Source organism: Sphingomonas sp. YR710, from assembly GCF_900101455.1.
Taxonomy (GTDB): domain Bacteria; phylum Pseudomonadota; class Alphaproteobacteria; order Sphingomonadales; family Sphingomonadaceae; genus Rhizorhabdus.
In genome coordinates this window covers 88256-115015 of record NZ_FMZJ01000006.1, presented here as the reverse complement: position 1 = coordinate 115015, position 26760 = coordinate 88256, and the positions used below count along the sequence as shown (strand labels likewise).

At 63.6% G+C, this 26760-nt stretch carries 25 protein-coding genes and 1 pseudogene; 13 read left to right on the top strand and 13 right to left on the bottom strand.

Annotation, left to right across the window (positions count from 1 at the left end):
• Nucleotides 1-166 precede the first annotated feature (166 nt).
• Nucleotides 167-1525: an 8-oxoguanine deaminase gene (locus BLS13_RS09065; protein ID WP_093451514.1), complete on the bottom strand. Its 1359-nt coding sequence runs from the start codon at nt 1523-1525 to the stop codon at nt 167-169.
• Between the two features lie 116 nt (nt 1526-1641).
• A complete protein-coding gene (locus BLS13_RS09060; RefSeq protein WP_093451512.1) occupies nt 1642-4095 on the bottom strand; it encodes a TonB-dependent siderophore receptor in 2454 nt (817 codons plus the stop codon).
• Between the two features lie 270 nt (nt 4096-4365).
• Here BLS13_RS09060 and BLS13_RS09055 point away from each other — a divergent pair, with 270 nt between their 5' ends.
• From BLS13_RS09055 to BLS13_RS09045, 3 genes are all read left to right on the top strand, one after another.
• A complete protein-coding gene (locus BLS13_RS09055) occupies nt 4366-5463 on the top strand; it encodes a nucleoside hydrolase (protein ID WP_093451510.1) in 1098 nt (365 codons plus the stop codon).
• A gap of 99 nt (nt 5464-5562) precedes the next feature.
• Entirely contained in the window at nt 5563-5985 is a 423-nt protein-coding gene (gene ndk, locus BLS13_RS09050; RefSeq protein ID WP_037524052.1) for a nucleoside-diphosphate kinase, read from the top strand.
• The gene (locus tag BLS13_RS09045; RefSeq protein ID WP_093451508.1) at nt 5985-6512 is read left to right on the top strand and encodes a GNAT family N-acetyltransferase; all 528 of its coding nucleotides are present in this window, start codon (nt 5985-5987) and stop codon (nt 6510-6512) included. Before ndk ends, BLS13_RS09045 begins: the two co-directional genes overlap by 1 nt.
• 128 nt (nt 6513-6640) lie before the next feature.
• Here BLS13_RS09045 and BLS13_RS09040 read toward each other — a convergent pair whose 3' ends face one another.
• A complete protein-coding gene (locus tag BLS13_RS09040; RefSeq protein ID WP_093451507.1) occupies nt 6641-7039 on the bottom strand; it encodes a type II toxin-antitoxin system VapC family toxin in 399 nt (132 codons plus the stop codon).
• The gene (locus BLS13_RS09035) at nt 7036-7287 is read right to left on the bottom strand and encodes a hypothetical protein (protein ID WP_093451505.1); all 252 of its coding nucleotides are present in this window, start codon (nt 7285-7287) and stop codon (nt 7036-7038) included. Before BLS13_RS09035 ends, BLS13_RS09040 begins: the two co-directional genes overlap by 4 nt.
• A gap of 280 nt (nt 7288-7567) precedes the next feature.
• On the opposite strand from BLS13_RS09035, the gene BLS13_RS09030 reads away from it, so the two are divergent.
• Together BLS13_RS09030 and BLS13_RS20325 are read left to right on the top strand one after the other, a co-directional pair.
• Nucleotides 7568-7903: a helix-turn-helix domain-containing protein gene (locus BLS13_RS09030; protein WP_093451504.1), complete on the top strand. Its 336-nt coding sequence runs from the start codon at nt 7568-7570 to the stop codon at nt 7901-7903.
• A gap of 57 nt (nt 7904-7960) precedes the next feature.
• Nucleotides 7961-8359: a hypothetical protein gene (locus BLS13_RS20325; RefSeq protein ID WP_143011919.1), complete on the top strand. Its 399-nt coding sequence runs from the start codon at nt 7961-7963 to the stop codon at nt 8357-8359.
• A 42-nt stretch (nt 8360-8401) separates the two neighbouring features.
• Here the strand turns inward: BLS13_RS20325 and BLS13_RS09025 are convergent, their stop codons facing one another.
• From BLS13_RS09025 to purM, 4 genes and pseudogenes are all read right to left on the bottom strand, one after another.
• Entirely contained in the window at nt 8402-8779 is a 378-nt protein-coding gene (locus BLS13_RS09025; protein WP_093451502.1) for an MmcQ/YjbR family DNA-binding protein, read from the bottom strand.
• A complete protein-coding gene (locus BLS13_RS09020; RefSeq protein ID WP_256325779.1) occupies nt 8776-9414 on the bottom strand; it encodes a hypothetical protein in 639 nt (212 codons plus the stop codon). The genes BLS13_RS09025 and BLS13_RS09020 overlap by 4 nt, the downstream gene beginning before the upstream one ends.
• 25 nt (nt 9415-9439) lie before the next feature.
• Nucleotides 9440-10000: pseudogene (gene purN / locus BLS13_RS09015) on the bottom strand (phosphoribosylglycinamide formyltransferase); the annotation flags it as partial.
• A 193-nt stretch (nt 10001-10193) separates the two neighbouring features.
• Nucleotides 10194-11300 carry a phosphoribosylformylglycinamidine cyclo-ligase gene (gene purM, locus BLS13_RS09010; protein WP_093451501.1) on the bottom strand — a complete coding sequence of 369 codons (1107 nt, stop codon included), beginning with the start codon at nt 11298-11300 and terminating at the stop codon, nt 10194-10196.
• Between the two features lie 61 nt (nt 11301-11361).
• Here purM and BLS13_RS09005 point away from each other — a divergent pair, with 61 nt between their 5' ends.
• The 3 genes from BLS13_RS09005 to BLS13_RS08995 are packed head-to-tail and all read left to right on the top strand — an operon-like array spanning nt 11362 to nt 15392.
• On the top strand, nt 11362-12594 hold the full coding sequence (locus tag BLS13_RS09005) for a heavy-metal-associated domain-containing protein (RefSeq protein WP_176943512.1): 1233 nt from the start codon (nt 11362-11364) through the stop codon (nt 12592-12594).
• Nucleotides 12591-13199, top strand: a complete 609-nt coding sequence (locus BLS13_RS09000) for an HdaA/DnaA family protein (RefSeq protein WP_093451499.1) — start codon at nt 12591-12593, stop codon at nt 13197-13199. The genes BLS13_RS09005 and BLS13_RS09000 overlap by 4 nt, the downstream gene beginning before the upstream one ends.
• A gap of 21 nt (nt 13200-13220) precedes the next feature.
• Nucleotides 13221-15392, top strand: a complete 2172-nt coding sequence (locus tag BLS13_RS08995) for an RNA degradosome polyphosphate kinase (RefSeq protein ID WP_093451498.1) — start codon at nt 13221-13223, stop codon at nt 15390-15392.
• A 25-nt stretch (nt 15393-15417) separates the two neighbouring features.
• Here the strand turns inward: BLS13_RS08995 and BLS13_RS08990 are convergent, their stop codons facing one another.
• Both BLS13_RS08990 and BLS13_RS08985 read right to left on the bottom strand, forming a co-directional pair.
• Entirely contained in the window at nt 15418-15672 is a 255-nt protein-coding gene (locus tag BLS13_RS08990; protein WP_093451496.1) for a BrnA antitoxin family protein, read from the bottom strand.
• Nucleotides 15641-15910 (bottom strand): BrnT family toxin, encoded by a 270-nt coding sequence (locus BLS13_RS08985; protein ID WP_093451495.1) that lies wholly within the window; start codon nt 15908-15910, stop codon nt 15641-15643. The genes BLS13_RS08990 and BLS13_RS08985 overlap by 32 nt, the downstream gene beginning before the upstream one ends.
• Before the next feature lie 556 nt (nt 15911-16466).
• Here BLS13_RS08985 and BLS13_RS08980 point away from each other — a divergent pair.
• From BLS13_RS08980 to BLS13_RS08970, 3 genes are read left to right on the top strand one after another with little or no spacing between them, the layout of a single operon-like run.
• Complete coding sequence (locus tag BLS13_RS08980) at nt 16467-17987, top strand: DUF1800 domain-containing protein (protein ID WP_093451699.1); 1521 nt, start codon at nt 16467-16469, stop codon at nt 17985-17987.
• A 12-nt stretch (nt 17988-17999) separates the two neighbouring features.
• Nucleotides 18000-19205, top strand: coding sequence for a DUF1501 domain-containing protein (locus BLS13_RS08975; RefSeq protein WP_093451493.1), 1206 nt, complete (start codon nt 18000-18002; stop codon nt 19203-19205).
• Nucleotides 19206-19224: 19 nt separating this feature from the next.
• Nucleotides 19225-19839 carry a nucleotidyltransferase family protein gene (locus BLS13_RS08970; RefSeq protein WP_093451492.1) on the top strand — a complete coding sequence of 205 codons (615 nt, stop codon included), beginning with the start codon at nt 19225-19227 and terminating at the stop codon, nt 19837-19839.
• A gap of 96 nt (nt 19840-19935) precedes the next feature.
• Here BLS13_RS08970 and BLS13_RS08965 read toward each other — a convergent pair whose 3' ends face one another.
• On the bottom strand, nt 19936-22359 hold the full coding sequence (locus BLS13_RS08965) for a DUF4238 domain-containing protein (protein WP_093451490.1): 2424 nt from the start codon (nt 22357-22359) through the stop codon (nt 19936-19938).
• Between BLS13_RS08965 and BLS13_RS08960 the strand changes: the two genes are divergently transcribed.
• A complete protein-coding gene (locus BLS13_RS08960; protein ID WP_143011918.1) occupies nt 22318-23760 on the top strand; it encodes a hypothetical protein in 1443 nt (480 codons plus the stop codon). The genes BLS13_RS08965 and BLS13_RS08960 overlap by 42 nt on opposite strands.
• A gap of 281 nt (nt 23761-24041) precedes the next feature.
• Entirely contained in the window at nt 24042-24341 is a 300-nt protein-coding gene (locus BLS13_RS08955) for a GlsB/YeaQ/YmgE family stress response membrane protein (protein WP_093451487.1), read from the top strand.
• Between the two features lie 75 nt (nt 24342-24416).
• On the opposite strand, the gene BLS13_RS08950 is transcribed toward BLS13_RS08955, so the two are convergent.
• Nucleotides 24417-25694, bottom strand: coding sequence for an N-succinylarginine dihydrolase (locus tag BLS13_RS08950; RefSeq protein WP_093451486.1), 1278 nt, complete (start codon nt 25692-25694; stop codon nt 24417-24419).
• Nucleotides 25695-25706: 12 nt separating this feature from the next.
• Nucleotides 25707-26732 (bottom strand): arginine N-succinyltransferase, encoded by a 1026-nt coding sequence (locus BLS13_RS08945; RefSeq protein WP_093451484.1) that lies wholly within the window; start codon nt 26730-26732, stop codon nt 25707-25709.
• Between the last annotated feature and the right edge of the window lie 28 nt (nt 26733-26760).

The following is a 26760-nucleotide window of genomic DNA, read 5'->3' as shown; positions in this document are numbered from 1 at the left end:
AGGAATACGCCGGAAAGGCGGCAAGCCGGCAGAAGGCCGGTCGCTTCGCGCCCCCTCCGTCGCCTTCGGCGCCACCTCCCCCTGGCGGGGGAGGATGAACGAGGGCGGTCTATTTCCTGATGGGCGCCGTTGCGGGGGCTACGGGCAAGGAGAGGCGCGATCCACATCACAGGTTTTTCAGCCGCGTCAGCGAACGATCCGCGGCCCGCAGGATGTCGCTGCGCCGCGCTTGTACGAGGTCGCCGTCGCGAACGACAGCGCGGCCCTCGACGAACAGGTCACGCACGCCGGCGGGGGGGCTCAGGATCAGTGCGGCGACCTTGTCCCACGCACCGAGCGAAGCGATATCCGACATCTGCCAGATCGCGATGTCCGCCCTTTTGCCCACTTCGATAGACCCGCAATCGCGCCGCCCGAGCATCTCCGCGCCACCGCGCGTGGCGAGGAACAGGGCGTCGCGCGGATCGAACGCCGAAGCGCCGCCGATCGCGCGCTGGAGGAGGAGCGCCTGCCGTGCTTCGAGCAACAGATGGCCGCTGTCATTGGATGCCGATCCATCGACGCCGAGCCCGAGCGGAACGCCCTTCGCGAACATCGTCCGCAGCGGCGCGATGCCCGATCCCAGCCGGCAGTTCGAGCAGGGGCAGTGCGCGACGCCGGTTCGCGTGCGCGCGAACATGTCGATCTCCCGGGCATCGAGCTGCACGCAATGGGCATGCCACACGTCCGGCCCGGTCCAGCCCAGCCGTTCGGCATATTCGCCCGGCCGGCAGCCGAACCGTTCGAGCGAGAAGGCGACGTCGTCCGCGTCTTCCGCCAAATGGGTATGCAGCATGACGCCCTTGCCCCGCGCCAGCAGCGCCGAATCGCGCATCAATCCCTCGCTCACCGAGAAAGGGGAGCAGGGCGCCACGGCGATCCGGACCATCGCGCCGGGCGCGGCATCGTGGAAGCGGTCGATCACGCGGATCGTGTCGGCAAGGATTGCGGGCTCCGCTTCGACGAGACTGTCGGGTGGCAGGCCCCCGTTGCTTTCGCCGACGCTCATCGCGCCGCGCGTGGCGTGGAACCGCATGCCGACGCCCTGCGCGGCCGCGATCGAATCGTCGAGCGTGACGCCGTCGGCGAACAAATAGAGGTGATCCGAACTCAGGCTGCAGCCCGACAAAGCGAGCTCCGCCAGCCCGAGCTGGGTCGCGGCAAAGATGTCCTCGGGCCGATATTGTCCCCAGATTGGATAGAGGCATTTGAGCCAGCCGAACAGCGATGCGTTGATCGCGCCGGGCAGGGTGCGGGTCAGCGACTGAAACAGGTGATGGTGGGTGTTGACGAGGCCGGGCGTTACCACGCAGCCGCGCGCATCGATGATGGTGTCGGCGTCGTCGATCAACGCAGCGAATTGGTCGACCGGGCCGACTTTCTCGATCACGCCGTTCCGGAACGCGATTGCGCCACCGGCGAGTTCGCGCCGGGGATCGTCCATGCAGACGATGATGTCGGCGTTTTGGATGACGGTGAGGCTCATGCGCGCTCGCCGGCGCTCGCGAACGTTTTCGCGCGTGTCAGGAGGCGCATGGCCGGGTTCTTTCGGTAATCACATTTCAGGAAGGAGCGCTGGCCGGACCAACGCCCCTCATGACATCAGAACTTGTATTCGAGCGTCGCCTGGAAGCTGCGCGGCTTTTCGGGAAGCACGATGGTGCTGCCGAACAGTTCGGTGAAGTTGGCGCGGTAATATGTCGCATCCGTCGCGTTCTTCACGACAACGCGGAGCAGCCAGGGGCCCGTGGTGAAGGATGCGCTGAGATCGACCAGCGTGTAGGCGGGCAGGCGCACCACCTGTGACTGGCCGGAGAAAACCGACTGGACGTGCGTGGCGCTGGCCGCAAATGCGAGGCCATTGTCAAATGCGTAAGTTGCGGTTCCCGCAAAGGTGTTTTCCGGGATACCCGCGCGGCGGGACGCATTCTTGTTGGGGATCGGCACCAGACCACCGGGCTGCCCGCCAAGGAACAGCGTCGGATTGGTGACGTTCTTCAGATCTGCTATGCCGAAGAAGCTGAACGTCGAGCCGGCGTCGAGGAACGTCAGGTTGTAGACATTGGTCTTGGTATAGGCACCGGTGATGAGCAGATGCTTGTTGACCGACCAGCGCATCTCAGCCTCGATCCCCTTGGTCTGAACCGACTGGTTGACCGTGGACGACTGAATATTGTGATCGGTTCGTTCCTGCTTATAGACCGAAACTGCGGCGTATAATTTGTTGTCGAGGAACGTACCCTTGATGCCGCCTTCATAGAGCTTGGACGCGGTGACAAATGTCCCGGCCAGTACGTCACCCGGAGCGATTTCTGCGCCCTGCCCGGCAATGACGGTCGATTGCCGCGACGCCGTTACATAGGGAATAAGGCCGAACGGCAGTTTGTACGAGGCGCTTGCCGTCCAGGATGTCGCGCCCTTGCTGCCAGATGCCGTCAGCAGCGTCGGAACCACCCTGACCTTGGTCGGATCAGTCGTCGATTTGGCGTCGATGCTATCGTAACGCGCACCGAGAACCACATCGAGCCCGAAGTTGAAGTCCAGATCCGCCAGGCCTGCGATGCCATAATCCGTATAATGGCCCTTCACGTAATTCGAGAAGTTGCAGTTGCACTCCGTCGACAGAAGGCGGTCGGAAAGCGGGGTATATCCCTGCGTCAGATCGACACGGTGGAAATATTCGAAGTTGAAATCATCGCCATGGAGAAATTTCGTGTAGCGAATCGATGGAGATAGCTGCGTTGAAAGTTTGCCCATCGAAGTTTCGAATGACTTTGAAAGAACGATCTTGTCTTCAATGACATAGGAATTGTGGAACTGTGAGAAACCATAAGCATTTTCGTTGAGGTTTTTGAAGCCATCGTAGAACAGCTGATTTTTCACTTCGAATCCGCTATCTGGCGCGAATATAATATCGAAATAGCCCGTTTTCGCAATGTTGTTGAGAACGTCGTTCTTGCCCGTCAGCACGTCCTTGCGGCTCAGAGTCGTCGTTCCGGTGTTCTGGAGTGCGAGATACGGGTAGGTGGACTTGAAACAGGCGTCGGTGAACGAGGCGGCGGAGGTGCTGCCGCCGCCGCAGGCAAAGGTACCAAACGGGTTGAGATTTTTGCCATTGGCAAGGATCTCAGCCGGCGAGATCTGGCCGTCTCCGTTCGTATCAATCGGCTGGGCGGTGCCCGTGATATAGGTACCATTGTCGACGAGCGCCTGCGTCAGGCGGTTCCAGCCGCCATTTTGCTGGCCCTTAAAGTTTTGATACATCCCGCCGAATTCGATCCGCAGCGTATCGGTAAGGTGGTTGTCGAATGCGGCCTGCAGGATCGTCTGCTTGGTCGACATGTTGCGATAATAGCTGCCGGAATTCTCGACCTCGCCATAGAGGCTGTATCCGAACTCGGATCCCAGGACTTTCGCCGGTCCGCGTATCTCCCCCTTCAGGACACTCTTGGACCAGCTTCCCGTGGTGTAGCTGAGGCTGCCTTCGGGATGATCCAGCAGTGCGCCACCCTTCACCCGCGCCGATTTCGGCACGAAATTCATGTAACCGCCAGTCTTGGAGGGGCCGAAGATCGGCGAGGCCGGGCCGCGAACGATGTCGATCCGTTCGGACGCGCCGATCGGCGTCGGATAGTTGCCCGGGTTGTCGAGGCGGCGGACGCCCCTGAAATATACTTCGCCCGGCGTGCCGCGAATGTCGAGCGCGCCGCCGACGCCAAAGAATGAGTTGGTGAAGGTGCCCGGCGCCTGTGCAACGAGATCGTAGATGTCGCTGACGCCGAAGCGTTGCATCTGTTCATCGCTGATCGTGGATGCGGAGCGCGGCGTTTCGACAAGCGTCTTGTTGAAGCCGAAGATCGTGCCAACGTCCTTGCTCGGGAGTGCGCCGAGCGAACCGGTGACGACGATTTCATTGTTTGCGGCGGCATCGCCTGACGCATCGGCATCCGGCGCAGTTTTTGTCTGTGCGGCAAGCGGGCTCGCGATGCCGAGCGCCAGTGCTGATATGCCGCCCATGAGCGCGGCGGAACGTGTGACGATTCGAAGATTCCCCATCTTAACCCCCTGTTTATGTTCGGCGTCCCTCTCTCCCGAAAACCCGCCTTATGTCTGGCGGCGCAATGAAGCTATCAGCCTTTGTGCGACGCACAACCGGGAAGTAAGAATATTTTTACCAAAATGTTAAAATGTGACTTTTTTGACGCAATTTTGCCCGAAGGTTTGGCATAAGCGCCGGTCTCCCGGCATAATCTCGCATCGCTATCAAGGCTGTGGTGCGCTGCACTCGGAAGCGATAGGCTGGCGACGAACAAAGCGGGGGCATTCATGCGGTTGAAGATTGTGCTGGCCATGGCGATCGCGGGCCTGTTCCTTATTTGCCCAGCCGAAGCTTCGCGCCGCAAGGTCATCATCGATCAGGATGCGTTCGAGGGTCCGGGACTGCAGCCGATGCTGATGATCATCCAGAACCCCGATGTCGACGTGCTGGGCATCACGATCGAGAGCGGCGACGGGTGGCAGAAGGAAGAGGTGTCGCAGACGCTCAGGATGCTCGAACTGATCGGCCGCACCGACATTCCGGTCGCGGCCGGCGCGACCTATCCGTTGATCAACAGCCAGGCGACGCTCACGCTGCGCGAGAAACTCTATGGCGCGGTGCCCTATAAGGGCGCGTGGATGGATGAGTGGCCGAGCTACAATACGATGCAGCGCCGCGCCGCGCACGGCCCCGATATCGTCCCGCCGCGGCCGGAAGGGGCGCCGTCGATCCGGCCGATCGACGAGAGCGCCGCCGATTTCCTGCTGCGCAAGACCCGGGAACTCCCAGGCGAGGTTGCGATCGTGGCGCTGGGGCCGCTCACCAATATCGCGCTGGCGCAGCGGATCGACGACGGCTTTGCGGCCCGCGCGAAGGAAGTCGTGCTGATGGGCGGCGGCCATCTGCTCGGGGTCGATCTCGACAAGCCGCAGGATGAGTTCGCGATGCAGCTTGCCTATAATCCGCGGCAGAGCTTCAATTTCTACTGGGATCCCGAGGCCGCGCATATCGTGCTGACGTCGCCCTGGCGGCATGTCACGCTGGTGACCGACGATGCCCCGGTGCCGACCAGCGGCACCGCCGAACTCATCGCCCGTGCGACCGCATCGCACCGGCCGGTGGCGCGCTACGTGGCGCAGATCGCGCAGGCGGGCTTTCCCCTGTGGGATGAGAGTGCGGCGGCGGCGTGGCTCGATCCGCACATCGTCACCCGGCGCGGCACGCTGGCGATCGATGTCCAGACCGAGCCGGGCGCGCATTATGGCGGCGTGCTGACATGGCCGGCGGGGAAGGGGCCCGGACTGGGCGAGCGAGACGTCGACGTGGTCTATGGTGTCGACGTGCCGATGCTCAACCGGATGTTCGTCGATCTGCTCGGCCGCTGACATGCTGCGATGCGATCCGCCACGACTTGCCTAATCGGGCTTCAACGGTTAGGGGACCGCCGACTTTCCAATCCCTCATCATATGGAGCCCGCTCGGCCATGTCGACCGAACGCACCTTTTCGATCATCAAGCCCGACGCCACGCGTCGCAATCTCACCGGTGCCGTCACCGCCAAGCTCGAGGAAGCGGGTCTCCGCGTCGTCGCGTCGAAGCGCATCCACATGTCGAAGGAGCAGGCCGAAGGTTTCTACGGCGTGCACCGCGAGCGCCCGTTCTTCAACGACCTCGTCTCGTTCATGATTTCGGGCCCGGTCGTCGTACAGGTTCTTGAAGGCGAAAACGCCGTCCTCAAGAACCGCGAAGTGATGGGCGCCACCAACCCGGCCAATGCCGATGCCGGCACGATCCGCAAGGAATTCGCCGAATCGATCGAGGCCAATTCGGTCCATGGTTCGGACAGCGCCGAGAATGCGGCGATCGAGATCGCCTTCTTCTTCAAGCCTGAAGAAATCGTAGGCTGATGAGCGAGATCGTCGTCCGGCGGGCAACCCCGGACGATGCCGCCGCGCTCGCGCTCGTCGGGGCGGCGGCCTTTCTCGAAAGCTATGCGCACATGATCGGCTCGGCCGACATGATCGCGCATATCGGCCGGCACTATGGTCCTGATGCCTTCGGCCGCTTTCTGGCCGATCCCGATTGCGCCCTGTGGATCGCCCAACTGGGCGAGGCCGGCGCACCTATTGGCTTCTCCCTGCTGACCCCGCCCGATCTGCCGCTCGCCGATATCGGCCCCGGCGATGCCGAACTGCGGCGCATCTACAGCCTGTCGCGCTTTCATGGCGGCGGACTGGGGTGGCGGCTGCTCCAACCTTTGATCGATCACGCGCGCGCCGCGGGCAGGACGCGCCTGCTGGTTGGCGTCCATGACGGCAATACGAAGGCGATCGCTTTCTATCGCCGTGCCGGTTTCGTCGACGCCGGTCGCCGCACCTTCCGCGTGGGCGTTACGGATTATGACGACCTTGTGATGGCGATGCCGTTGGCCTGACGGTGCAGCGTGGTGTGAGACGGGTGTTCCATGTCGCCGTCGAAGCGCTGATCTCCCGAGTCATTTTCGCTGAGTGGCTGGGGCCGACCCTCGGGTTGCGGCATTAAGCGGGGCGATACGCCCGATTCTTATACGCAGGCCTTTATGTCGGTCGCGGCGAAGTCGTCACCCTTGAACAACAAGGGCCATTCCATCGTTTTGGCGAGCGCATAGGCCGCGCAATCTGAGAGGTTGAGTCGGGCCTTGGGGGCTATCCCTTTTCCGTACCGCCCAAAGGCAAGTAGCGCTTCACGCGCTTGTGCCTCGTCAAAGGGGACGATTTCGAAGTCATTGTCTTCGAGCAGAAAGCCCCACATCTGGCGCTCAGCCGCCTCGCCGCGCCGTGCGCGCATGACCATCCCGGTCTCGTGGACGTTTACGGCCGAAATCATCAGCCGATCAGCCTGCAAAATGGCTGTAGCGTAAATCGTAGCATCGGGCTCCCGCTCAAAGATTGCGATGAGGGCCGAACTGTCGACGACGATCATAGCGCGTTGACGTCGTCCATGATCTGGTCGGGAGGACGCCGGTCGAGGATCGGCATGGCGATAATTTCAGATCCGAAAGCCAACATCTGCTCGACCGTCATCCGCCGGCGAGAAGCCGCGATAGGCGCGATCCCGGAAGCGCGCGCTGCATTCTCCAGCGCATGCTGTATGGCCGCCTCGACTGGCACTTGCTTCGCGGCAGCCAGCCGGAGAGCGAGTGCCTCAAGTTCATGCGACAGATGGATCATGCGCCACTTCTATCACGGCCGGATGCAACAAGCAAACCTGACCGCCCGGAAGTTTGATTGGCAACCGGCTCCGTCGCCTGCACTTCACTGCAGTCCCGGTCTTGAGAATATGCGACTATGTACTATAGTTTCCAGCGTTGGGGGAATGCGCATTGCGGACTTTCAAAACCCGACGGGTGAAGCGGTTTATCCGTCGCGAGCGTTAGTGTTGGTTTGGCTTCACGCGACAGGTCAGCAGATCGAAATGGCAATTAAGAAGGTGTTTTGAAAGAGGTTTTCGATGACGACGAAGAAAGCTCCTAGCCGCTTGACGCAAGAACGTCTCGAAATGGCGGACGATTTGCGCCGGATCGGGATCATGGACGAAGCGACACATCATCAGATTACCGTCCGCCATCTTGGTCGCGACCGCCTTCCGACGGCCACGCCTATCAGCGGCGAGGAAATCCGCTCGGTGCGCGAGCAGGCGCATCTGAGCCAGGCGGCGCTTGCCCGGCATCTCAATCTGACCACCGGCTATATCTCGCAGCTCGAGCGCGGCACCAAGCAGGCCAAGGGGCCGGCGCTGGCCTTGTTGAACGTGATTAAGCGCAAGGGGATCGAGGCGCTGCTGTGAGGTCGGGCGCTTTTGTCCAGTGTCACGTGCATCCGATAGCAATGGAGACTTGCTGACATGCTTCAGCTTGGGTTCCGCAGTAAAGTGGTTGCAGCAGCACTGGCCGGAGTGTTCGGAATCGTCGTTGGATTGACGGTCGCAGTCTGGTGGACGTCCCGCCGACCCATTTCACCGCTCACTGAAAATCTCGGTCACACTTGGGCGATCGCCTCATCCCATTTCGATACCCGGATTCGGAGGCGATTCCCGATCGGTACGGCCGTTACCAAACTTGCCAGCGAACTCGCAGCGGAGGGATTTGTACCGACGTGGTTTGAAGAAAATGGCGAACATGTAGCCGTCAGAAACGAAGGTGACTTCGTTTGCAATATCGTGGCTCAAGTCTACTGGAGAGCTGATAAAGACGACAAAATCTTATCTATACGCGGCGTTTATCGGGAACTCGGCTGCCTTTAATCGAGCTGGCTTCCGCAGGCGATGGATTCCGATTTTCTTACCTCAAACCCCCATCATCGCCGCCAGCCTCTTCGGCGCCGCTAACTGCCAGCTAACCGCCAACCGGTGCGCCACCTGGTACCAATCGGGCTCCCCTTGATCGAGGCGCAGGCCGATCCAGCCCTGATGCGCGATATAAGCCGGGCGGTAATAGATGTTGGGATCGGCCTCGATCAGCATCGCCTGTTCCTCGAGCCCGCTGGTCTTCACGCAGACCGAGGTGATGCCGTCGCCATGATGATCGTGGAGGAAATAAGCGAACATCTTCTTGCCCGCGACCTGGAACGAGGCCGATCCGTGCGAGAGTTTCTCGCTCGCCTCGGGCAGAGCCAGAGCGAGTTCGGCGATGCGCGCGTGGAGGGCGGTCGCGTCGATCGTCATGCGTCGGGCTTTTTCGGGTGGCGCGCCTTCCAGATCGCGTCGACCCGGGCAGGGGCTGCCTTGGCCGACACATGCTCGATCAGCGACAGGCCGCGCAGCCGCACCGACGTGCCCATCAGGAAATGGCCTTCGGTCGCATAGCCGATGTCGTAGAGCGCGGTATCCTCGGTCATCGCGCCGTCGACATAATAGCGCGTGGTGACCGCGACCGGCAGCCTCTGGTCGCCGCGGCCCTCGGCGGTTTCACCGGCCGCCTTGCGGGCGGATTTAAGGCCGCTGGCGAACCAGCTCTGTTCGATGCGCGGGCTCGTGGTGTCGACGGGATCGAGGCCCAATGCGGTTGGGAAGCGGATCGTCTGGCCCTCGATCGCCTGATCGCCATGTGCGGTGATCGCCAGCCGGTCGCCATCCTTTTCGGGCGTGGCCTTCAGCACGAGCGTACGGGCCTTCACCTTCGCATGGGCGTCTTCCTGCGCCTTGTCGGCCCTGCTGTCGCGGCGGTCCGAATAGCTGTTCCACAAGGTCAGCGCCGAGATCAGCACGGCGACAACCGCCAATATCTCGCCCAGATTGATCCAGCGGCGCCGGACGGCTGCGGCCTCGGCTGCCTGCGCTGGTGTCTCGATATCCGCCATCAGGCGCTCCTCAGTGTGTGGAGCGGATATAGGATGCGAGCGTGGCGGGATAAAGGCGGTGCTCTTCGACGAGCACGCGATCGGCAAGGCTCTCCGGCGTGTCGCCGGGCAGGATCGGCACCTCGGCCTGCGCGAGCACCGGCCCGTCATCGAGCGTCGCCGTGACGATGTGCACCGAGCAGCCGCCGGCCGGATCGCCCGCTTCGATCGCGCGGCCATGGGTATCGAGGCCCTTATATTTGGGGAGCAGCGACGGGTGGATGTTGAGGATGCGACCGGCCCAGCCATCGATAAAGGCTTCGGACAGGATCCGCATATAGCCGGCGAGCGCGATATATTCGACGCCGGCCGCGCGGAGTTGCGCATCGATCAGCTGGTCGAACTCGGCGCGCTTCATGCCCGTGTGCGGATGCGCGAAGGTCGCGATCCCGGCTGCTCGCGCGGTGGCGAGGCCGGCGGCTTCGGGGTTGTTCGAGGCGACCAGTACGATCTCATACGGGCAGTCGTCAGCGCGCGCGGCGGCGATGATCGCCTCCATATTGCTGCCGCGACCGGAGATCAGGATGCCGATTTTGGCCTTGGTCATCATCTTGCTTCCTCAGTCCTCCCCCGCCAGGGGGAGGTGGCGCCATAGGCGACGGAGGGGGCGGACCGAGACCAATGGTTGTCGTGCGCCTCCCCTTCAAATGCGCCGCCGTCCTCCCCCTCCGTCAGCCTTTGGCTGACACCTCCCCCTGGCGGGGGAGGATTGGAGAGAAACGTGTTCGTGCCCAAACCGCTCAGCCGTTATGCGTGGCAGACCAGGGCGCGCGGGCGCTCCATGTCTCGGTGCTGCCCTTGACGGTGCAGCCCTTGGCCCGTTCCGATATGCTGCCGATCGTGAACACGGTTTCGCCGGCGTCGACCAGTGCCGCGCTGACAGCGGCGGCATCGGCTTCGGCGACGATCACGGCCATACCGACACCGCAGTTGAAGGTGCGCGCCATTTCCTCGGGCTCGATATTGCCCTGCGCCTGGAGGAACGCCATCAGCCGCGGCTGTTCCCAAAGATCGGCATCGACATCGGCGTGGAGATGATCGGGCAGCACGCGCGGGATATTTTCGAGCAGGCCGCCGCCGGTGATATGCGCCATCGCGCGCACCTTGCCCGAGCGGACGAGCGGCAGCAGCGACTTCACATAGATGCGGGTCGGCGCGAGCAGCGCCTCGATCAGCAGCATGTCCTGATCGAACAGGGCCGGGCGGTTGAGCTTCCAGCCGCGATCGGCGGCGAGCCGGCGGACCAGCGAGAAGCCGTTCGAATGGACGCCGGACGAGGCGAGGCCAAGGATCACGTCGCCGGCCTCGACCTTGTTTCCGGTCAGTGCCTGATCGCGCTCGACCGCGCCGACGCAGAAGCCGGCCAGATCATAGTCGCCATCGGCATACATGCCGGGCATCTCGGCGGTTTCGCCGCCGATCAGCGCGCAGCCGGCGATCTTGCAGCCCTCGGCGATGCCGGCGATCACGCGCTCGGCGACGCCGCCGACCAGCCGGCCGGTTGCGAAATAATCGAGGAAGAAAAGCGGCTCGGCGCCCTGGACGATCAGATCGTTGACGCACATCGCGACCAGATCGATGCCGACGCCGTCATGGCGATCGCTGTCGATCGCGAGCTTGAGCTTGGTGCCGACGCCATCATTGGCGGCGACCAGCAAAGGATCGGTATAGCCCGCCGCGCGCAGATCGAAGAAGCCGCCAAAGCCCCCCAGATCGGCATCGGCGCCGGGCCGGCGCGTGGCCTTGGCGAGCGGAGCGATGGCTTTCACCAATGCGTTGCCAGCGGCGATCGAAACGCCGGCCTTGGCATAGGTGTAGGTTTCGGGTTTTTCGTTCTGGTCGGTCATGGATGATGCGCCTAGCCACATCGCGCTTGGATTTCCACGCCCAAGTCGCCAAAAGGCGATCGTGACCATCACCGACCGCCTTTTCCGTCCCCTTCCTGCTGCGATTCTTGCCCTCGCGCTCTGCGGGGCAGGGGCCTTGTGGGCGCAACTCGAACATGCCGACCTGCGCGGAGTAGCCCCAATCGACGGTTCCGGCAGTTATGAAGTGAGCGGCGTCCATGTCGATGTCGAGTCGCGCACCGCCGATGCCGCGCGGTCGGGCGGCTGGCGGGAGGCGCAGCGCAAGGGCTGGAAGATGCTGTGGGCGCGGGTCAACGCCAAGCCGATCGAGAATGCGCCGACCCTGCCCGATTCGACGCTCGATTCGATCGCGAGTGCCATCGTCGTCGAAAAGGAACAGATCGGGCCGAACCGCTATATCGCCAGCCTGGGGGTCTTGTTCGATCGCGCGCGGGCCGGCGAACTGCTCGGCGTGAAGGGCACGATGCAGCGGTCAGCGCCGATGCTGCTGATCCCGGTCGAATGGAACGGCAATGCGCCGCAGAGCTTCGAGGTGCGGACCGACTGGCAGAAGGCGTGGGCGCGCTTCCGTTCGGGCAACAGCCCGGTCGACTATGTCCGCGTATCGGGCACCGGCGCCGATCCGGTGCTGCTCAACATGGCGCAGACAAGGCGGCCCGGGCGCGCCTGGTGGCGGATGCTGCTCGATCAATATGGCGCGGCCGATATCGTCGTGCCCGAAGTGACCTTGTACCGGCAATGGCCGGGCGGCCCGGTGATCGGCCGGTTCGTGGCGCGCCATGGGCCGGATGGTACCGTCGTCACCGGCTTCACGCTCCATTCGGATAATGCCGACGGGCTTGCCGCGATGCTCGATGAGGGCGCCGCCAAGATCGACGCGGCCTATACGCAGGCACTGCAGGATGGTGCGCTGCGCGCCGACAAGTCGCTGGTCGCCGAGGCGCCTGCGCTCCCGGCCAGCGAGGCGAACGGCATCGACGATGTCCTCCAGCAGATGGCGGCGGCGGCCGCCACCAATATCAGCATTCAGGTCGATACGCCCGATGTTGCTGCGCTTCGCAATATCGAGGGCGGGATCAAGGCGATGGCCGGCGTCACGACGGTGCAGACCGAGAGCCTCGCCATCGGCGGGGTTTCGATCCTGCGCATCGGCTTTTCGGGGCCGGCGGCGGCGCTGCGCGAGGCACTGGCGGCGCGCGGATGGCGGGTCGAGGATGCCGGCGGCGGCCTGCGTATCCGGCGGGCCGAAGCGGCGGGGCAAAAGCCCCAGTGAGCCAGATCGCGCTGCCCTTCGCATGGCCGGCGGATGAGGACGAGCGCGATTTCATCGTTTCCGATGCCAACCGGCTCGCCGTCCGTCATCTCGAACATTGGGCCTTGTGGCCGGTGATGGCATCGGTGCTGACCGGCCCGCGCAAATCGGGCCGCAGCCTGCTCGGCCGGATCTTTGCCGCCAAGACCGGGGGGCGATTGATCGACAATGCCGATCGCCACAATGAAGAGGCGCTGTTTCACGCCTGGAACGCCGCGCAGGCCGATCGCAAGCCGCTGCTGCTGGTCGCCGATGCCCCGCCGGCGCATTGGTCGATCCGCCTGCCCGATCTGCGATCGCGCCTGCTTGCCACCCCACAGGCCATCATTGGCGATCCCGATACCGTCCTGATCGGCGGGCTGATCGAAAAGCTGCTGATCGCGCGCGGATTGAACGCGCCGTCCGAAGTGATCCGCTATCTCGTGCCGCGGATCGAGCGGAGCTATGTCGCGGTGGGAAGGGTGGTCGATGCGATCGACGAGCTCGCGCTCGAACGGCGCCAGCGGATCACGGTGCCGATCGGACGAATGGCGCTGGCCGCCATCGGTGTCATCGACGATTCATAAATATTGCTCTAAACTGTCCCGATGGACCATATTGAACCTCATCTGGAAGAAGAGCTGGTCGGCAATATCGCGCCGAACGATCCGATCAGCCTGAGCGAGCGCTATTTCAATCGCGAACAAAGCTGGCTGGCGTTCAACCAGAGGGTGCTCGACGAAGCCTGCAATCCGGCGCATCCGCTGCTCGAACGGCTGCGGTTTCTTTCGATATCGGGCAACAATCTCGACGAATTCTTCATGGTGCGCGTGGCGGGCCTGAAGGGGCAGTTGCTCGAAGGCGTCGATACGCTCTCGCCCGACGGGCTGACGGTGGCGCAGCAGCTCGATGCGATCGTCGAGCGCGCCGATCGCCTGATGGCCGCGCAGCAGGACGTGTGGGACGTGATCCGGCGCGAGCTGGCCGACGCCGGAATCCATGTGCTCGACGAGACCGAGATCGGCGGCGAGGATGCCATATGGCTCGAGGCGCATTTCCGCGAGCAGATCTTCCCTGTTCTGACCCCGCAGGCGCTCGATCCCGCGCACCCGTTTCCGTTCATCCCGAACAAGGGCTTCAGCCTGTTGTTCGATCTGACCCGCAAGTCGGACGGGATGCAGATCCTCGAACTGCTGATGGTGCCGACCACCTTGCCGCGTTTCGTGCGGCTGAAGGGCGATCCGGCGCGCTATATCGCGATCGAGACGATGATCCGCTATTTCACGCCGGTGCTTTTTCCAGGCTATACGGTGGAGGGGCGGGGCGCCTTCCGGATCATCCGCGACAGCGATATCGAGGTCGAGGAAGAGGCCGAGGATCTCGTCCGCTATTATATGACCGCGATCAAGCGCCGCCGGAAGGGGCGGGTGATCCGGCTCAAGCTCGAAGCCGGCATGCCCGAAGATCTCAAGGCGCTGGTGCGCGACCAGATCGATGCCGTCGATGCGATCGTATCCGAATCCGGCGCGTTCCTGGGCGTCGCCGATCTCGAACAACTCGTCGAGGAAGATCGCGCCGACCTCAAATTCCCGGCCTTCTCGCCGCGCTTCCCCGAACGGGTGCGCGAGCATGGTGGAGACTGCTTCGCGGCGATCCGATCGAAGGACCTTATCGTCCACCATCCCTATGAGACGTTCGAAGTGGTGATCGCCTTCCTGAAGCAGGCGGCGCTCGATCCGGACGTGGTGGCGATCAAGCAGACGCTCTATCGCGCGGGCAAGCAATCGGCGATCATCCGGGCGCTGGTCGATGCGGCCGAGGCCGGCAAGTCGGTGACGGCGGTGGTCGAGCTCAAGGCGCGGTTCGACGAAGAGCAGAATCTGTTGTGGGCGTCGCAGCTCGAACGCGCGGGCGTGCAGGTGGTCTATGGCTTTATCGACTGGAAGACCCACGCCAAGGTGTCGATGGTGGTCCGGCGCGAGGGCACGACCTATCGCACCTATTGCCATTTCGGGACCGGCAATTATCACCCGATCACCGCGCGGATCTACACTGATCTGAGCTTCTTTACCGCCGATCCGCGCGCCGGCCGCGATGCCGCGCAACTGTTCAACTACATCACCGGCTATGTCGAGCCGCAGCAGCTCGAACTGCTCACGATGTCGCCGCATGGCCTGCGCGACCGGCTGTGCGACCTGATCGATGCAGAGATCGATCATGCGCGGGCAGGGCGCGAGGCGGCGATCTGGGCAAAGATGAATTCGCTCGTCGATCCGGCGATCATCGAAAAACTGTACCGCGCGAGCGCGGCGGGGGTGCAGATCGATCTGATCGTGCGCGGCATCTGCTGCCTGCGGCCCGGCGTTCCTGGGCTGTCCGACAATATCCGGGTCAAATCGGTGGTCGGCCGCTTTCTCGAGCATAGCCGGATCGTCTGCTTCGGCAACGGCGCCGCTTTGCCGAACCGCGACGCAAAGGTGCTGATCTCCTCGGCGGACTGGATGCCGCGCAATTTCGATCGGCGCGTCGAATATCTGCTGCCGATCGAAAATGCGACGGTGCATGCGCAGGTGCTCGATCAGGTGATGGTCGCCAATCTGATCGACGACGAACAGAGCTGGCGGCTGCTGCCCGATGGCAATTATGAGCGGATCACGCCCGGCAAACGGCCGTTCAACCTGCACCGCTATTTCATGACCAACCCGTCGCTGTCGGGCCGGGGCGCGGCGCTCCAGCGCAGCGGGCAGGTACCGAAATTGTCGCTGCGGCGTGGTGTTTGACAACCTCAGGCGAAGCTGTGCGAGGCTACCGATTACGCAGGCCCGCCACCGAACGAAGTGCGGCATTCACCCGCGATTGCCATCCCGGCCCGGCGGCGCGGAAATGTTCGATCACGTCATGATCGAGGCGTATCGTCACCTGTTCCTTAGTTGCGGCCTTCTGCGGGCCACGCCTGCGGCGTTCCGCAAGCGCGGCTTGCAGTTCCTCTTCGGTAACGTCGAAATCATCCGGATCGCTCGGGTCCGCCTTAAGCGCGATAATAGGCACGTTCTTCGCCATCGTTGCTTCTCCTTACCGAAATGAACCGAACCGCCGAGCCGCGCAGCACATGCACGGCGGTATAGAGCTTGCTGTCGACCATGCCGACAACCTTGATCCGGGTTTCGCCATCGATCTCGCGAAAGGTGCGGATCAACAGGTGCCGGGGATCTTCGAACAAGCGGACACCGAAGGCGAGGCTGATGCCGTGTTTGGCGATGTTCGCTTCGTCTTTGGCGCTGTCAAATTCGATGGCCATGAACTTGTAACTACAATTTGTTCGCCGCGATGTCAATTTTTTTGGCGTTACAATTTGCTATTTTTTTTGAGTGAACGAGCCCCTTTTCGACGGCGCCGGTACGCTATGTGCAGGCCCTTTCGGATGGCGCGGCGCTCCAGCGCAGCGGGCAGGTGCCGAAATTGTCACTGCGGCGTGGTGTTTGATGGCCGCGAGCCGATTTTTGGCGCACTTCCGGGGAAAGCCGTTCAGTCTCAGGACATGATCGGCATGTCATTTCACTGGCATTATAGTGTTGAGCACAAAGCGCGATGCAACGCCGCCACGCTGGTGCAGGCACCATAGGCGCTGACTTAAGCCCTCTCCCGCTTGCGGGAGAAGGTTGGGTGAGGGTCTTCTTTCCTTCTTCTGCAGGCGGAACCTCAGAAAAAGAACAAGAAGAAAGACCCTCATCCAACCTTCTCCCGCAAGCGGGAGAAGGCAAAAACCTAAAGTCAGCGTCCATGGCGCCTTCGCCGGAACGACGAAAGCAGGCGGGATCTTGCGCTTGATGCTTTAGCCCGGTGAGGCACGGTTGATGACGGCTTCTCTCGTTTACAGGTTGCGCCCCGTCGGATGGGTCATGCTGGCCCTTCTGAGCAGCGGCACCTCGTCCGCCGCCGCGCCTTCGCCTTTTGCCATGGCCAATCGCCTGACCTGGGGCGTCGCCCGGACCGGGATATCGGGGGCGGATGATGCCGGCACCGCGCGGTGGATCGAGCAGCAGTTGCATCCCGGGCCGGACATCGGCCTGCCACCGGCCGTCCGGGCGCAAATCGCCGGCTTCGAGATCAGCCAGCGCCCGGTAGCCGATATCGTCGTCGATCTGGACGCGCAGAACAAGGCGGCGCGCGCGATCGCCGATCCCGATCAGAAGCAGGCGGCACAGGCGGCCTATTTCAAGCGCCGCGATCAGCTTTCGCGCCAGGCGATGATGCGTCTCGCGCTGCGATGCCTGTACGGGCAGGATCAGCTGCGCGAGCAGATGACATGGTTCTGGATGAACCATTTCAGCGTCTTTGCCGCCAAGGCCGATGTCGGCCCGATGATCGGCGATTATGAGGATCGCGCGATCCGGCCCTATGCACTGGGCCATTTTCGCGACCTGCTGGAGGCGACACTGCGCCATCCGGCGATGCTGCGCTATCTGGACAATGCCCAGAATGCGGCGGGGCATATCAACGAGAATTACGCGCGCGAGATCATGGAGCTCCACTCGATGGGGGTCGGATCGGGCTATAGCCAGAAGGACGTGCAGGAACTGGCGCGGATTTTGACCGGCGTCGGCATCAACCTCAATCATGACGATCCGAAGCTGAAACCGGCCTGGCAGCCGCTTTATCGCCGCGCGGGCCTGTTCGAATTCAATCCCGCGCGCCACGATTTCGGCGACAAGATCTTCCTCGGCCATGCCATCAAGGGAAGCCGCTTCGACGAGGTCGAACAGGCGCTCGATCTGATCGCCGCCTCGCCCGCGACGGCGCATCATGTTTCGGACAAGCTCGCGACCTTCTTCCTCGGCACGGCGCCGTCGCCCGCGCTCACCGCGCGGATGGCCGCGACCTTCACGCGCAGCCAGGGCGATATCGCGGCCGTGCTCAAGACCCTGTTCGATTCGGCGGAGTTCCGCGCGTCGCTGGGCCACGCCTTCAAGGATCCGGTCCATTATGTGCTGTCGTCGATCCGGCTGGCTTATGGCGATCGCCCGGTCGACAATCCTTCGGCGGTGATAGACTGGATCACGGGGCTGGGCCAGGGCCTGTTCCAGCGCGACACGCCCGACGGCTGGCCGCTCGAGGCCGATGCGTGGAGCGGACCGGGGCAGATGTCGGCGCGGTTCGAATATGGCCAGAAGATCGCCCATGGCTATATCGGCTTCTTCACGCCCGCCGATCCGGCAAAGCCGCGCGCGGTGGCGCCCGATTTTCGATCGTCGGCCTATGTCGCCGCGGTCCAGCCCGGTCTTTCGGCGCAAAGCCGGACCGCTCTGGCGCAAGCCGCCAATGATGGCGACTGGAACGCGCTATTTTTGTCGTCTCCCGAATTCATGCGGCGCTGATTGGAGATTGACATGGATCGTCGCGATGTTCTGAAGATGGCGGCGGCGGTGCCCTTGCTGGCGGCGGGGCGCGCGTTCGCCGCGCCGGCGGTGGGCGATACCAGGCTGCTCATCATATTCCTGCGCGGTGCTTATGATGCCGCCAATATCGTCGCGCCGACGGGCAATGCCTTCTACCATGCCGCGCGGCCGACGATCGCGCTCGCCAAGCCCGATCCCGCCAATCCGGATGCGGCGATCGCACTGGATGGCGACTGGAGCCTGCATCCGGCGCTGAAGGATACGATCCTGCCCCTGTGGCAGAAGAAGCAGATCGCGTTCGTGCCGTTCGCCGGCACCAACGATCTGAGCCGCAGCCATTTCGAGACGCAGGATACGATCGAACTCGGGCAGCCGATCGGCGGAACCCGTGACTATCGATCGGGCTTCCTGGCGCGGCTGGCCAGCGCGCTCGGCCCCGATCGCCCGATCGCGTTCACCGATCAGGCCCCGTTGATCTTCCGGGGCGGGCAATCGATCCCGAACATCGCGCTCAAATCGGTCGGCAAGCCGCTGGTTAGCCCGCATCAGGCGCAGGTGATCGCGGCGATGTACAAGGGCCAGCGCCTCGGCGAGGTCGATCTGGGCGACTCCGTGACCGAGGGATTCCGGGTGCGCGATACCGTCTATCAATCGGTCGCGCAGGAAATGGCCGCCGCCAATCGCGGCGCGGTGAGCCCCAAGGGGTTCGAACTGTCGGCGCGGCGGATCGGCCGGCTGATGCGCGATCAGTTCAATCTGGCCTTCGTCGATGTCGGCGGCTGGGATACGCATGTCGGGCAGGGCGGGGCGCAGGGCTATCTGGCGAACCGCATCGGCGAGCTTGGGCGCGGGCTGGCGGGGTTCGTCGACGAGATCGGTGCCGATGCCTGGCGGAACACGGTGGTGGTCGCCGTGTCCGAATTCGGCCGGACCTTTCGCGAAAATGGCGACAAGGGCACCGATCATGGCCATGGCAGCACCTATTGGGTGCTCGGCGGCGGGATCGCTGGCGGCCGGATCGCCGGGCCGCAGGTCGCCTTGTCCGAAGCGACGCTCAATCAGGCGCGCGACCTGCCGGTGCTGACCGACTATCGCGCGCTGATCGGCGGCCTGCTGACGCGGCTCTATGGCTTCGATCGGCAACGGATCGAAACGATATTTCCCGCAAGCATACCCGCCGATCTCGCGTTAGTGTGACGCTCAGCGAGGAGCGGGCATGGCGGCAGCGGGCGGAATTGAGACGATCATGGTCGCGGCCGGACGATCGCGGCGGATGGGGGCGGTGAACAAGCTGCTGCTGCCCGTCGACGGCGTGCCGATGGTTCGCCACAGCGCGATGCTGCACCTGCGGATCGCATCGCCGGTCTCGGTGGTGATCGGCGCGGACGACCATGCGGCGGCGGATGCATTGGCCGGGCTCGATATTCGCCTGATCGCCAACCATGATGTCGACGCCGGGCAGCAGCAATCGGTCCGCATCGGCCTCGCCGCCGCAGACCTGAACGGCCGCGGGCTGATGATCGCGCTGGCCGATCAGCCGCTTCTCGACGCGGCCGACCTAGAGGCGCTGATCGCCTTTTTCGATGCACAGGGCGGCACCCATATCTGCGTGCCGCGGCACAAGGGCGTGCGCGGCAATCCGGTGTTGTTTCCGACAGCGTTGATCCGGCCGTTGCGGGCCGAGGCCGGGGCGCTGTCGCTGCGGCATTTCATCGATAGCCACCCCGAACAGATGGTCTGGTTCGAGGCGGGGAATGACCATTTCACCCGCGATATCGATACGCCAGAGGATGTGGTGCGGATTTTGGGTGTCGCGGTGTCGGGGGACTGAAGGGGGCTATTTGATCGGGCTCCGCTTTCCGGCTGAAGCTGGGCCGGAAGCTGACTGGCAGCTTTCGAGTGCAGACCGCCCGATGCTGCCTTAAAATCACGGATCGTGCCGTTGGATGTAGAAGGCCATGGGCACCATCGGCAGATGGTGCTCGGAGCTCGACATCAGCAGCAGCCGGTTGATCGTATTATCTTGGATGCCGGTGGGCGCGAACACGCAAGACATCCTGCCCTCGTTCCCCGGCTCGCCGCGCTTTCGGAGCGCCGCCTGAGCCGGCGCATGCTCACGCGTAAAGCGGCCGGCTAGGCCCTCCTCGAAATTTGGCTTAGGGCCTCGATCGCCGACGGACGCCAGATAGCCGAACATGTTCCCCAACAGCTGCGGGTAGGCATCGAGCGTTCCATCTCGCGCCAGTCGGATGATGCGGTCCGGATCGTCTGGGAACAGGAAGGTCGCGTCTGCGATCCTACCGGCCAGCCCGTGGAACCGTGCCGGCGGGGCACCGACGCGCGGCCGAGCCGCGCGCAAGATTTCCTGCCAGCGGAAGGCGCTGTCCGTGACGATGGCGGCCCCGGTTGCTTGCGCGAGATACATGGCCATCTCGAAGTTTGGACCCATCTGCATCATCCGCATCTGGCCCCGATTCTGCCCGCCGTCGAAGATCCCTTCCTGCAGAGCGGTCAGCGAGTCCTTCTCCTTCATCTCTTCCAGCCCCCGCCACAGCTCGGTGAACCCTGTCTGGTCTAGATGCGGGAAGTTTTTGCGGAGCCGGGCCTCTTGAGCCTCCCGGGGCCACATTAGTACGTCGCGCAGGAAGTCGAGCCGAGCCAGTTCCTTTAGCCGCGGCTCGTCGTCGAGACTGATGTTGAGCGCTCGGGCGCGCGCCTCGGCCATCGCGATGGTCTCCTGGCGAAGGTGGTAGTCGAAGATCCACGGGTCGGGGATGAGGTTGATCCGGCCGGCGTCGACCAGCGGTATGACGTTGAGCAAGAACGCCACCGACTTCAGAAACTCGAGGTGGTAGCTGCCGGGGTGCTCGGTCGGTCTGAACTTCTCTGCGATCGTGCCGGAGTGCAGGAATGGGCTCTGGACGATCAGCTCACCGAAGTAGAGCGACGCGCCCATCACGAACTCGACGATCGAAACCGGATGGAGCGAGCCAGCGTAGACTGCTCGCGGCCTGCCGTCCGGCTTGGGTAGGAGCGACAGCAAATCGGTCTCCAGCGGCCAGAGCGCCTCATAGAGGAAGTAAACCTCCTTGATCTGCTCCTCGGTCAGCTCCCGCCTGACCGCGACCCAGTCCTTGCCTCGGTCAATGCCCAGAATCGACCTGATGCCCCGGTCGAGCACCAGATTGCGCTCGCGGATGCTCTTTTCGGTCCAGCTGGGCCTCAGAGCCGACGGTCTTGACCGGCAGCATAAGCGGTAGGGATGTCCTGAACCGCAGCCGCAGGGTGCTGCCGGCGCCAACTCTTTCGGAGGCACCTTCTTCAGGACCTCCCGCTCCCTCTCGGTCCGACCGAAGGCGTCCTGGTAGTGGACGCTGCCGTCCTCGTATCCCACGAACGTCTCGCCGCCGAAGTTCCAGAGCTCGTCTTGTGGCGGGAGCAACGTCGTGGCGAGGTCGAACCACGAACCGGTCGCCACCTTTTCCGGGTGGAGCCATTCTCGCCTGCCAGCGGCAATGTGGCGCTGCGCGCGCGCCTTCAGCACCCTGTTGATCGTCGAGACTTCGATATCGTCGAGCTTGCGGGTCCGGATGATCCTGTCAGTGCGTACTATCGACTGGCGGAAATTGCGGGCGAACGTCCGCTTCTCCAGCGGTGGTTCTGACGGGTTCTGCGCATATTCGAGGTTCGTCAGGATTAGGCAGTAGTCCCGGCTCAGCGGAAAAAGCGTCTGCGACGCCCTCAGCGCGATCCCCGGATCGTGGGGATAGGCGCACTGCCGCGCCTCTGGCGGCAGGGCGTGGTTGTAGATTGTAACCGGATGGTCGGTAACGATGAATTTCACGCCAGCATTCTCAGCCGACACGATCTCGCGGACGGACTCGGTCCAGATCGTCGTGTGGAGCATGCGGATGCCCTGCATCTCCATCATAAGTTCGTTCTGGTGGAGTGTCGGATACTGTGCGCTTAGCCACGCCAAGCCCTTCGGGGTGCGCAGCTTCTGGATGTCGATGTATTCGAAGAACGCCCCGAAATGCTCGTGTCTGGCGGCCACGTCGGTCCCGGCAAAGGCTTTCACCGCCTCAGAGCCGCGCGCGTCGATGTCACCGAACAGCTTGCGCTCGATCTCGTCGTTCACCGCCGTGCCGAAGAAGGTCGAATACAGGTCGGTCCGGAAGAAGCAGCGTTTCGTGGGCGCGTCGAACAGCGAGCGCTCTTGGATCACCCGGCCGTCGGCGAGCCTCTTGGTCGTAGGGTCCAGATCAAGATACGCCAACGTCGAGCGACCGGGTTCGAGGAAGCCCCTCTGATGCCATTGCGGAACGAAGTGGTTGTCTTTTGTAATCGCCATCTTGATTCAGCAGGCTATAGGCAAGCCGCAAAGGTGACAACTTGGAGCCCCGACCCCGCCGCAATGCCGATCTTCACCCGCCGCCGCATCCAGACGATGCTCGACGATCTGATCGGCATCGCCGCTCCTTCGCAGTTCATCGGACGCCTCAACGACAAGCGCTTCGAGAACGCGCTTCCCGCCGAGGCCGAGCTTGCGCTAGTATGGGCGACTAGCCGCCTCGGCGGATTTGAATCCGAGCCGGTTTGGTATTCGCCGGAAGGCCGCCTGCCGGAAGGGATCTCGACAGCTTTGTTCCCCGGGCACGACACAGTGTTCGACGTGAAGGCCGTGTCCGACAGGGTAATCCCCGGCGTAGTAGGCATGCGGACGATCAGCGCGAAGCTCGTCGAAGCTGCGAACAAGGCGCGCAAAGGAGCGGGCAAGAATTTGCGCTTCTTCTTCTACGAGCGCAGGGACTATCAGAATCCGAAGCTCCACCGTTCGATATACGCTCCGCCGGACCACGTGCTGGGCGAAGCCGCGCTGAGAACGCTCGCTCAGTTCGTCTGTTCATCGCCCGAGGAAGGCGCGAACGTCGACATCGTGGACGGCGAGATGGCCGTCAGGGTGACATGGAAGCCGGGAACGCACAGCATTTTCAATCACCGATCTTCGACGGTGAACGAGATCTTCGATGCCGACGACAACTACATCGCGGCCGCGTTGCGGGAGAAGGCGAAGCAGTTGCGATCACCGAACTTCGCCGGCCTCAAGGGGGTTCTTCTCGCGGACATCGGAAGCGCGACGCTCAAGGCTATAACGAGCATCGACCGGCTCAGCCGAAGCGCATCCGGGCAGCAGATAATCCAACGGCATCTGGACAAGCCAGACGGCGGACTCGACTTCGTCTGCGTCTTCTCCCCGCGACGGGAAATGAACTCGTGGGGTGATGATCAGCGCTACTGGAAGGTGACCGCGTTCTCGCGGAACGGTCTGATCCTGCCCCTAGATGGACTGAACGCACTTGCCGAGCAACTTCCGAAGCCACGCTTCGACGGCTGGCAGCTAGAACACCTGCACGAGCAGCGCCTGTTCGGCGAGAAATCCCATGGGTGGCATCTGGGTAGCAGACTGACTTCCAACATGGCGGACCATAAGATGACGTTCACCTTCTCGTCACGGGCACTTCACGAATTCCTGGCAGGCCGCATCGACGGCGATCGCCTGCGCAACAACATGATCGGCCTCACCAGCGCGTTCGAACATCAGCTTGCACGCGGGCATACAATCCAGGGCGCCAGGATCGTTCCCGGCGGCATCGACCAGGACGACGATCTGATTGAGCTGACGTTTGCTCCTGACCCCGCCGCTAGCCCGTTCGAAGACCGAAGTCCCCCGAAGACTTCAATCTCCGAATAGCGCAGCATCGCCCGGTCCGGCATTGCGAACTGTTCCGGTGAATGCCTGAATAGACGACAGATTACAGGATTGGCTGTGCTGGACCGGAACGGCCGAAACGGGGCGCGAAGCCGTCGATCGTCCCTGCTCCCGAAAACACGCGTTTCGGCAGAGCTTCCCTCCTGAGGCGTACCAATTGAACGCCATCCCTCTGCCCGGAACTCCCGTGATACCAAGCCGTTGTGGACCAACGTGTTAAAGCGAGATCAGGCGATTCCTGACCGAAATGCCAGGGTGATGCCATGCATATGTCGAGCGAAAGCCTGTTGGTCATAGTGTTCGTCGGCCTCGTCGCCGGCTGGTTGGCGGGGCAGATCGTGCGAGGGGCGGGGTTCGGGATGGTTGGCGACATCCTGTGCGGGATATTGGGCGCCTTTATCGGAAGCTGGCTGTTGCCGCGGCTGGGCATTCATCTGGGAACGGGATTGGTCGGTGCGATCGTCAACGCCACGATCGGTGCGATCGTGCTGCTGCTCGTCGCGAGGCTGCTGGGCGGCGGCGGCGGTTGGGGACGCCGGTGGCGCGGCGGGCGGCGCTGGTAGCGCGGAGGAGAAGCCCCACCCCCGGCCCCTCCCCTGAAGGGGAGGGGAGAAGAGTTGTCCTTAGCGGCTTTGGCCTCAATCCCCCTCCGTCAGAAAGCGATCGAGCGCGTCATGCGCCGCCGTCACCTCGGCCCAGAGCGCCGGATCGGCGAGGTGGCGCGCGTCGATGGCCTCGGGCCAGTGCGCCTCGACAAGCCGCCACAGCGCCGACCAGCGCCGCTCGTCGAGCAGGAAGCGCGGATCGATCGCGGCGCGCGCGGCGGCGTCGACGGGCACGCGCAACCTGAGGCAGGCCGGGCCGCCGCCGTTGCGCATGCTTTCGCGGACGTCGACGACGATCGCCTCGTTCACCGGATTATTGCCGGCGACAATCGCCTGCACCGCCGCCCAGACGCGCGGTTCGGCCTGGACCTCGGCGGGCAGGATCAGCGCCATGCCGCCTTCGGGCAGGGTGATCAGCTGCGAATTGAACAGATAGGATCGGATCGCCTCGTCGAGGCCGATCGTGTCGATTTCGATGGGAATGAAGCCGGGAACCGCCCGGTCGAGCGCGGCCATCAGCGCGTCGCGGTCCGCGAAGGCATCGGCGTGGGCGAGCAGCACCTGCTCGTTGGCGACAGCGACCACATCATTGTGGAAGGCGCCGGCCTCGATCGCGGCCTGCGACTGGAGGACGTGCAGCCCGTTCGTGCCCGCCAGCCGGGCGACCGCCTCTCCGGCGCGGCGGGCCTGCCGTTCGGGAAAGCGGCTGCCGCGCGATGCGCCATGGACGAAGACGTTGGTGCCGCGTGTCCCATGCGCCGTCGTCAGCCGCATATGGTTGGCGGCGCCCTCGTCGCTGAAATGCGGGGTGGCGGGCAGCGCCGGATGCACCGCGAAATGGCGATCGTCGCGGAAAATGCGGCGCAGCATCGCGAAGGTTTCGGGTGCTTCGAAGCTGCGATGGAGCATCGAGGCGAGATTGGCGGCGATCAGGTGGACGCGGCCGTCGCCGCTGTCGGCGCCGGCTATCACGGTGGCGGCGTTGGCCGCCCACATCGACGATGCAGAACAGATATTGTTGAACAGCACGGCATCTTCCGCGGCCGCGCGCGCCAGCACCGCATGATCGTCGCCGGTGAAGCCGAGCATCCGGAGCGCCGCGACCCCGGGCCGGCGCAGCGGCGGGAAAAAACCCTGCACCAGCCCGCGATCCATCAGTCGCTTCATCTTGGCGAGGCCCTGCAGCGCGGCCTCACGCGGGCGGGAAATCGCGCCGGCATTGCTGGCGCTGGCGATGTTGCCGGGCGAGAGGCCGGCATAATTGTGCATCGGGCCGATCAGCCCGTCGAAATTGATCTCGATCGTCGCCATCGCGGATTCCGTTCAGAAGGCTGTGTGGGTAACGACGTCGCCGACATCGACGCCGATCATGTCGGCGGTCGCGCGGCTCAAGGTCACACCATTCTCGTCGACGCCGATGGCGCCGCGCGTCGCCCGGAAATCGGCATCAAGGCCGGTGGCGATCAGCGCCTCGCCGGTGCCGTGCAATGCTCCGTCGGCAATCGCGGAGACGATCGCGGTGCCGGCCTGCGCCACCGCCTTCAGCCCGTCGATCGGCGCGATCATCGTCGGGCCGGCATCGAAAATGTCGACATAGCCTTCGTCGCGAAACCCTTCCTCGATCAGCAGCGCCTGCGCGCCGCGCCCGTCATCATGGACGCGGCCGATCGCGGCCTGTGCCTCGGGCGAGAGCATGTTGACGTAGATCGGATTGCGTGGGCCCAGATCGGCGATGAACTGGTTGCCGGTGGTGCCGTTGATCCGGTCCGCCTCATCGAAATCCATCGCATAGAAGCGCCCGCCGACCGCATCCCAGAAGGCCGAGCGGCCATCCTGCAGATAGCCGCGCAGATCGGCGATCAGGCGGACACCGAAGCGCGGACGATGCTGGGCGATGAACAGATAGCGGCTGCGCGCGATCGCCCGGCCATGGCCGCCCTGGCGCAGCGCCGGATCGATGACGAGCCCGCCCACCTCGGCGCAATCCTCCAGATCGTTGGTGAGCGTGAGAACGGGAAAGCGCAACATGCGCCGATCGATGCTCGATCGCTGGGTGGTATGGCTGATCCGGTAGCTGTAAAACGGCCATTCGACGCCGATCCGCGGAAAGATCATCCCGCATCCGCGCACCTCGCCCGCCATTTCGAGCACGAGCATGATCGCGCCGCCTTCGGCCTGCTGGTGCAGCAGGGCGTCGCTGCGCGCGATGCGGGCGGAGAGGGCATCGCGATCGGGAGGCAGGTTGGTGAGGCCGGGGCCGGCCTGTTCGGCGAGTTTGAGAAGCGCGCCGGCATCGGCCGGGTTGGCCGGGCGGATGCGGATCGGGGATGGCGATGGCGCTGCTGACATTCCTTACTGTCTCCCAGCGGGGGGTGAA